This is a genomic window from Spirosoma flavum (assembly GCF_042686045.1).
Lineage (GTDB): Bacteria > Bacteroidota > Bacteroidia > Cytophagales > Spirosomataceae > Spirosoma > Spirosoma flavum.
Genome location: NZ_JBHUOM010000008.1, coordinates 89,169 through 97,937 on the forward strand (window position 1 = coordinate 89,169; position 8,769 = coordinate 97,937).

The following is an 8,769-nucleotide window of genomic DNA, read 5'->3' on the forward strand; positions in this document are numbered from 1 at the left end:
TTAAGTCTATTGTTTAAGTTAACCATTAATTTTTTCTTATGATTAAGCATATGCTTTCGGGATATTTTGTCCTGAGCAGTTGGGTAAGTCTCTATGCTCAGAACCGAACCAATATAAGCAAAGCCCCAGAGAATAGTCGACTTGTGCTGGCTATGTCTACAGAAGCTAAACCCCACCTTAACAATGCTCAGTCGGATGTAAAAGCGCTGATTAGAGGGGTCGTTTACGACGATAAAGGCGGCACACTTCCGGGTGCAACAGTGGCCGTGAAGGGAACGCAGGTCGGAACGACAACGGACGCCGATGGGAAGTTCTCACTGAATATACCGGCAGGAGGGAGGATACTGGTCGTTTCTTTTGTGGGAATGGAAACGCAGGAAGTCATCATTGGCAACCGGCAAACCTTCGATGTACGGCTGAAAACTACAAACAGCGTCCTCAATGAAGTTGTCGTTATTGGCTACGGTACCCAACGGAGACAGGACGTTAATGGAGCTGTTTCTAGTGTTAAAGCGTCCGATATTGCCAACATACCGCAGACCAGCGTCGACCAGTTATTGCAGGGCAAAGCGGCTGGTTTAACCGTGACTAATAACTCCGGCCAGCCGGGTAGTTCCACATCGGTTCGAATCCGGGGAATTACCTCATTGACGGGTAGTAGTGAACCGTTGTACGTGATTGACGGTGTGCCCATTTCGGGCGATGCCAATAACCAGAGTACCAGCGGACAGTCGCCTTTGCAAAGCTTTAATGGCAGTGGGCAGAGTGGCGTTAGTCCCCTGTCGCTGATTAACCCCAATGATATCGAATCCATTGATGTGCTGAAAGATGCTTCTGCAACGGCTATTTATGGTAACCGGGCTGCCAATGGGGTTATCATTATTACCACCAAACGGGGTAAGAGTGGAAGCGCCAAAATTGGGTATGATGGGTATATTGGGGTGCAGACACCATCGAAATACCTCAAACTGATGGATTTGCCTCAATACGCGAAGCTTCAGAACGATCTGGCCGACCTGTACGGTGTGCAGCGACGGGTCGAGTTTTCGGACCCCAGCCTGTTGGGTAAAGGAACGGATTGGCAGCGGGAAGTATTCCATCAGGCGATGATGCAAAATCATCAGATATCTATTTCGGGTGGAAATAATGGCGTTAATTACTACGTTTCGGGTGGTTACCTGGGCCAGAACGGTACAGTAATAGGGTCTAAATTCGACCGGTTTACGTTCCGCAGTAATATTGATGGTCAGGTTAAAGACTGGTTCAAAATCGGTTTGACGCTAACCGGAAGTCGTACAAACGAAAATGTTACGCTGAATGACAATGCCAGTGGAATTATTTACCTGTCTATGCTCCAGGCACCAGACGTAGCGGTTCGTAATGCCGACGGTTCCTTTGCGGGGCCTCCCGCTGATCCCAATGCTGTTTCGGGCGTAATCAACCCGGTTGCGCAGGCGCTGAGTCTGACCAACCACCTCACCCGAACGAACATAAATGGGAATATTTACAATGATATTAAGTTCTCGAAAGACCTCACATTACGTTCCGAATTTGGGGGTGATTTAGGGAGTTCGCAGAATACCTATTTTGTGCCGACCTACTCCTGGGGCCGCTTTATTAATCCAACGGCCACCCTCAATGAACGCTGGCAGCAAAACCAGTTCTGGATTGTGAAAAATTACCTGACTTACACGCATACGTTTGGTCAGAATCACCACCTTACCGCTTTGCTGGGGCATGAAGTGCAGGGTTCCAGTTGGAGTGGTCTTTCTGGCTACCGTTCCGGTTTTTACAGCAACACGCTCCAGACGCTGAATCTGGGCGAAGCGGCTACTGCTACCAATGATGAGTTTAAAGGAAGCCAGTCGCTGGAGTCCGTTTACGGGCGGGCAATTTATTCGTACAAGGATAAGTACAGCCTGACGGCTACGATCCGGGCCGACCGTTCGTCGAAGTTTACGCCGGGACAGCAGGTTGGGTATTTCCCTTCTTTCGCGGCTTCTTGGCGTCTGACCGAAGAACAGTTTCTTAAAAACATACCGACTATTAGCGATCTTAAACTACGGGTCGGCTATGGTGCCGTTGGTAACCAACAGATTTCTAATTACTTGTACGGGTCGTCGTTATCGGCTTCCACAACGGGACTGGGTACGGGTTTCCTGACCGACCGGATTGCTAACCCAAACCTGAAATGGGAAAGTAATACGCAGGTTAATGCCGGGATTGATGTGGGCGTACTGAACAACCGGATCACGGCGACGCTCGACGTGTATAACAAGGTATCGAAAAACTTCCTGTATCAACTGCCATTGCCTGCGTACCTGGTTGGCGATTTCAATTATCTGGGTGGTATTTCGTCACCGTATGTCAACTTGGGTCAGATGCAAAACCGGGGTGTTGACCTGACCATCAACTCACGAAACATTGTGAAGAAAGATTTCAAGTGGAGTACGACGCTGATTTTCTCGCACTACAAAAATACGGTGAAGGAACTGTCGGAAAATTTCACCGAAATCATCAATAATGTCTATACGGGTTTCCTGAACGTGCCCGTAACGCGCACGGTTGTGGGTCAGCCTATTGGGCAATTTTATGGCTACAAAGTGAAAGGTCTATTCCATACGGTTGAGCAACTGGCGTCAGCACCCGTTCAGTTTGGTCGTCCTGTCCTGAATTCCAGTGCCGGAACCTGGCTGGGCGATGTACAGTATGAAGATGTCAACGGCGATGGTGTTATCAACGAGAGAGACCGGACGGTGATCGGCAATCCGAACCCTAAGTTTACGTTTGGCTTTACCAACACGTTCTCCTACAAGGCCTTTGACGTGAGCCTTTTTCTTCAGGGATCGTACGGCGCTAAAATTCTGAACCTGACCCGCCGTACCGTGGGGGGGCTGTCGAATCTATACAATAACCAGTTTGCATCGGCGGCTAATTACTGGACCCCGACCAATACGAATACTGATATTCCCGCTCCAAAAAGCGGCTCGGATAACCCGAACCTCTTTATTTCGGACCGCTTCGTTGAAGATGGCTCTTACTTACGGGTTCAGAATATCAACGTGGGATACAACGTACCAGCGGCATTCATCAAACGGGCCAAACTCAATCGCTTGAAAGTGTATGGCAGCATTCAGAACCTGTACACGTTCACCAAATACTCCGGCTATGACCCGGAAGTGGGCGCATTCAATCAGAACTCGCTACAAATGAATGTGGAAAATGGCCGGTATCCGCTGTCCCGCACCTTTACGTTTGGCGTCAACGCTGAATTTTAACTTCATTGACAACTCATGAAAACGACGCATAATAAATACCTTATAACCCTGGTTGCGGCAGCGTGCATAACGCTTTCCGGCTGTAATGATTCATTCTTTGATCGGGCTCCACAGGATGCGCTGACACTGGACAGTTACTACCAGACAGCCGAGCAGGTAAAAGCCAGCCCGAACGCGCTCTATAATGTGCCCTGGTTCAACTTCAATAACAAGGCATTCTGGGCCATTACCGAGCTATCGGGCGGTAATGCCCGCACCTATTCGGGTGATGTAATTAACTTCTCGAACTTCTCTGTAACAGCGGATAATAACGAGCTAACCAACGCCTGGAAATCCTTGTTTTCGGTTGTTGCCCAGAGCAATGCCATCATCAATAACCTGCCTACCCACGTTCCGGCCACCGTAGATAAAGCTGTGGTAACCAATGCATTGGGTGAAGCGCATTTTATGCGGGCAATGGCTTATTTCTATCTGGTGAGGTTGTGGGGCAATATACCTATCATCGAAAACACGCTCGATTATGTGTATACCCCTAAAATTAATACGAATCCCGTAACGGATGTATATACGCTGATAATCAGGGATTTTACTTTTGCGGAAGCTAATTGTACGGCCAAAATAAGAAACGGTAATTCTGTCGATAACGGGCATGTTTCCAGCGGTTCGGCGTCGGCCATGCTGGCAAAAGTGTATCTGTATATGCAGAATTATGAGCAGGCTCGCACACACGCCGAAAAGGTAATCAACAGCGGTGAGTTCAAACTTTACGGCACTCAGGTAGCGGGCAAAAGCTTTGGTGATTTGTTCAGAACGGCGAATAATAACAACGAAGAATCTATTGCGGCTTTGCAGTGGGTGGGCGGCAGCGCATACGGTCACGGCAATTCTATGCAGGCCTCGTTTGCCATTAGCTCGCAGATTACGGGTACGGGTGATGGCTACGGTGTAATCGGACCCACGATTGACCTGCAAAGTGAATTTGCCAAAGAACCGGGTGACGTACGTCGGAAAGCTACCATTATGCTGGCCGGTGATGTTTACCCTGAACTCCGGTCGGATGCGGGCGGCTATACGGTACCCGCCGATGTAAACGCTCAGAACACAAAAGCAGGTATCAAAAAATACGTAGTGGGTGGTCGGGCCGACAACGGTGGTTTGGGCGCGGCTCAATCGACGGGCAATAATACGTACCTGATGCGGTATGCTGACGTATTGCTCATCGAAGCAGAAGCCGTTTTGGCTGGCGCAGCTACTACAAGCAGTGCCGCTGCCTTAACGCCCTTTAATATGATTCGAAGCCGGGCCGGACTGTCGCCTAAAACGTCGATTACACAAGCTGACATTTTGCGGGAACGACGGCTGGAATTTGCCATTGAAGGCGATTACTGGTTTGACCTGACTCGGATTGATGGGTTCAATGTTTCTGCACACCCCAAAGCCACCGCAATTATCAGTCAGCAGGAGCGGGGCACCTACAGCGACGACAAAACCGCTGTTTACTCGACCAAGTTCACACCCGGAACCGACAAGTTTCTGTTTCCGTATCCATCGACAGAAACAGCTATCAACCCGTTACTGACTGAGGCACCGGTTCCTTATACATTCAAATAATAGCGCATTGAAACATGAAAAATAAACTTAACTATAGTATTGTCTTTTTCTGGTTGGTGGGACTGGCCGGTGGATTGACATCCTGTAAAAAAGAGGACGATGTCACGCCAGCACCAGTTATTACCCGCGTCCGGACTGTTAGCAAAGACTCCATATATACGTACACGGCGCAGTACAATGCTGATTCCAGCTATATGGCTACCCGAACCGTGCCGGTTGCGTTTGACTCGACAACCATATTAGGCAGGCCGGGGCGTATCTATGCCATCATCGGAGAAAACCTGGGATCGGCATCCGCCATTTATTTCAACGATGTAAGTGTTTATTTCAACCCGGTACTGGTAACGAATAATACAATAATTGTTACCATTCCGACCACGACTCCATTTGCGGGCAGCAACAAGCTACGGGTTGTAACGGCTGGTGGTTCGGTGGAATTTGGATTTTCCATTCAGCAGCCCGCTCCGGTTATTACTAAAGTTGATCAGTTGGCGGGGCAATCAGGAGATGTCATTACCATCACTGGAACAATTTTCGACAACGTTACCGCTGTCCGGTTTGGGACCGTCAACGCCGAGATTACGGGCAAGTCCGCAACACAGCTAACGGTCAAAGTACCCGCATCGCTCTCGACAGCGGCAATTTCGGTCACAACGCCGGGAGGGACGGCTGCATACAGTATTCCGTTTGGTTTTAAGACCGCCATCTTCGACGATGCCTTAGCGACTGGCTGGTATTCGGGCGGCTGGAACGGAACTCCGACAGTACCGTCCAAGGGAGTTATTAAACGGGGTGCGGGTTCCCTGCAATACGACTATACAGGGGGTTTTGGTGGTTTCCAGCTTGGTAACGATGCGAGTCCTGTTCCCCTGACGGGTGCTACTGGTATTAAATTATCTCTGTATGGTGGTAGTGGAACGGAAGGTAAAATTGTTAAACTGGTCGTGAATGGTAACTACGACGGGGGTGTACAACTAGTCTTACATGCGGGTGTCTGGACCGATTACGCCGTTCCGTTAAGTTCGTTAGGCGCTACGGGTACGCTATCGCAGATTGTGTTTCAGGAGTTCAGCGGCAACGCTCCTGAAACGATCTACGTAGATGATTTGGGATTGTATTAATAGTGGCGGTAAAACACAAACGTCTCCCACATTGGGAGACGTTTGTGTTTTGCTGTTACCAATAGGGGATACTAATTGCTTGATTTTACTATCAAATAAGTTTTTATGAATACCTTTTTTTCATTTGTTGTGTCAATGGGTCTTCTTGTTAGTTTAGCCACTATTCAGGTCGGATACGCGGCTCCCGGACTAAAATTAATTGACTCAAAAGCCACTCAGGAAACCAAAGCGCTGTATCATAATCTACACAAACTTGCCCGAAAGCATATTCTGTTTGGACACCAGCATGCAACCGAATATGGTCATGGTTGGAGTGGCGAAGCGGGCCGTTCGGACGTTAAATCGGTAACGGGATCGCACCCGGCAGTCATTGGTGTGGATTTTAGTGGTTTATCAGGCCGCTCGCCTGAGGCTATCGAAAGAACAAAGTTGTCGCTTCGCAAACAGATCGCTGATACGTATGACCGGGGCGGGGTGGTCACTGTTGCCTGGCATTTTTCTAATCCGGTAACTCCGCAGACGGGTTTCAACTGGAAAGATTCCGTTTCGGCTCCGGCAGTAGCCAGCATCATACCGGGCGGCTCGCACCACGAGCAATACAAAGCGATTCTGCAAACACTGGGTAGTCTGGCCAACTCGGTGAAGGGGAAAGATGGTAAACTGGTCCCCATGTTTTTCCGTCCGTATCACGAGTTTGACGGCGGCTGGTTTTGGTGGGGGAAGCCTCATTGCAAGCGAGACGATTTTATCGCACTCTGGCGCTTCACCGTTTCCTATCTGCGGGATAGTTTGCAGGTACATAACTTCATTTACACCTTCTCGCCGGATTGTTTATTTAAAACCGAAGAGGAGTATCTGGACCGCTATCCTGGCGACGCATGGGTTGATGTACTAGGCGTAGATAATTACGCGGACTTTGGTCGTAATGGCCGGTATAACCTTCAGGCCGGTATTGCTAAACTCAAGATTGTATCGGACCATGCCGAAAAAGCCGGTAAGCTGGCGGCCTTTACCGAAACGGGTCTTGAGTCAATTCCTGATACAACCTGGTGGACGAATACGTTATTAAAATCTCTGAAGGCAGAAAAATTAAAACTGGCCTACGTGTTGGTTTGGCGAAACGATGAGCGAAGTCCTACGCATTTTTACGCACCCTATCCGGGGCAAGCCAGCGCACCAGACTTTCTGCGATTTTACAAGGATCCTTATACCCTGTTTGAAACCGATTTGCCCAACTTGTACCGTTGGAAGAAATGGCTCATTTTCTAAGTAGACCGACCCATACCGCTAAGTAAAAATGTAGCATAAAGATTGACCAGCGTGAAAGATTAACAGAAAATAGGTGGATAAGCGAAGGATGCTCAATCGTTAAACTATACCGTTGTGGGTAAACCAGTAACAACCTCGCTAAACTCACTGGACTAAACCATTATCTAAAACGGGTTGAGAGGTAGAGCAAGAAGATTAGGTGAAAATCAAAAGTGTTAGGCCACCTAAATGGTTGTGACAATTCGTCTGTATATAGTATATGGGTACGTCTGAGGGTCGAAATTTGTTCTCCAACACATTTCTCAATGTATCAGCCATCCAGTTCGATATAGCTCTTCAGTAGGACTTTTAGCTAAATATATCTCCGCTATTCCGTTGCTTTTGATAAGCGTCTGATCTGACGCATAGCACCCGATTTAGATTCATCTCACTTATCTTGACAATGCCAGCGACGTCTTTAAACGTATAGTTTTCATCTCTTAGACGCATCGATTGGCAGTTCATAGGTACAGCCTGATTCTTAGCCGATCATATTCGCTATTCAGTTTTTACTGGATTGTTCAGTGATAATGTATTTATTCGTTCTATCAGATGAAATTAAAATATTCATAATTCATTCATGTACTATTTACTAATTAAAACTAAATCTTGAAATAGTATTAGAAAAGGTGTGTATATCTCCAGAATTATAACTTTTTTAACAATTGAGGAAAAAAAATTTATTTATTAAGCGGTAGCTTATTTATATTTGCCTTAGGGTTTTATCAAAAAGTGTCAATCTGTACATAAAAACGCCCATAAATAGAGACACAGCTATGGGCGTTTTTTTATTGAAGTGAAGTCTGAAATAGACTTTATCTAAGGTAACCCTACTTGTCAATTTAAGTAGTGTATCAGTGTACCAACAATTCAATTTATGACCTACCGTCTATTTTACGTAGTACTTAGCCTGCTTTTGGCTGGCGCCGGCCGGCCCACCGCCCTGGCCCAACCCCGCATCTTCAACGCCCCCCCCGCCACCCTGCCCGGACAGGCCATCAGCCTGCAGGGCAACTTCACCGCCAACGCCAACGCCTTCCTGCTGGCCGGTACCAGCACCACCCCCGTCCCCCTGCCCATCCTCACCCAGACCCTCAACCACCTCACCGCCCGCATCCCCACCACCCTCAGCCAGGACCTCTTCCAGGTCTGGATCGAGGATGCCGGCCAGCGCAGCCCCCCCAGCCTGATCAACCAGGCCACCGGCTTCCACCTGGACTCCCCCCAGGCACCCCCCGGCGGCACCCTGCGCGTCTTCGGCCGCAACCTGCTCCTGAGCGGGGCCACCCCCCTGGTCCAACTCGTGCCCCAGGGGGGCGGGCCCACCCTGCAGGCCACCATCAACCTGCCCGCCAGCGATGCCTACCAGCTCAGCCTCCAGCTGCCCGCGACCCTGCAGCCCGGCACCACCTACTCCCTGTGGCTGTCCAACGGACGCGGGGGGGCTGCCG

The 8,769-nt window shown here is 49.0% G+C and carries 5 protein-coding genes; all 5 read left to right on the plus strand.

The window, feature by feature from the left end:
* The first annotated feature begins 38 nt into the window (after positions 1–38).
* Positions 39–3,278 carry a SusC/RagA family TonB-linked outer membrane protein gene (locus ACFS25_RS14510; protein WP_381502102.1) on the plus strand — a complete coding sequence of 1,080 codons (3,240 nt, stop codon included), beginning with the start codon at positions 39–41 and terminating at the stop codon, positions 3,276–3,278.
* Positions 3,279–3,293: 15 nt separating this feature from the next.
* Complete coding sequence (locus ACFS25_RS14515) at positions 3,294–4,889, plus strand: RagB/SusD family nutrient uptake outer membrane protein (protein WP_381502104.1); 1,596 nt, start codon at positions 3,294–3,296, stop codon at positions 4,887–4,889.
* A 14-nt stretch (positions 4,890–4,903) separates the two neighbouring features.
* A complete protein-coding gene (locus ACFS25_RS14520; RefSeq protein ID WP_381502107.1) occupies positions 4,904–6,010 on the plus strand; it encodes an IPT/TIG domain-containing protein in 1,107 nt (368 codons plus the stop codon).
* 135 nt (positions 6,011–6,145) lie between these two features.
* Positions 6,146–7,279, plus strand: a complete 1,134-nt coding sequence (locus ACFS25_RS14525; protein WP_381502117.1) for a glycoside hydrolase family 26 protein — start codon at positions 6,146–6,148, stop codon at positions 7,277–7,279.
* A gap of 916 nt (positions 7,280–8,195) precedes the next feature.
* On the plus strand, positions 8,196–8,769 hold a 574-nt coding region (locus ACFS25_RS14530), incomplete at its 3' end, for a hypothetical protein (RefSeq protein ID WP_381502109.1).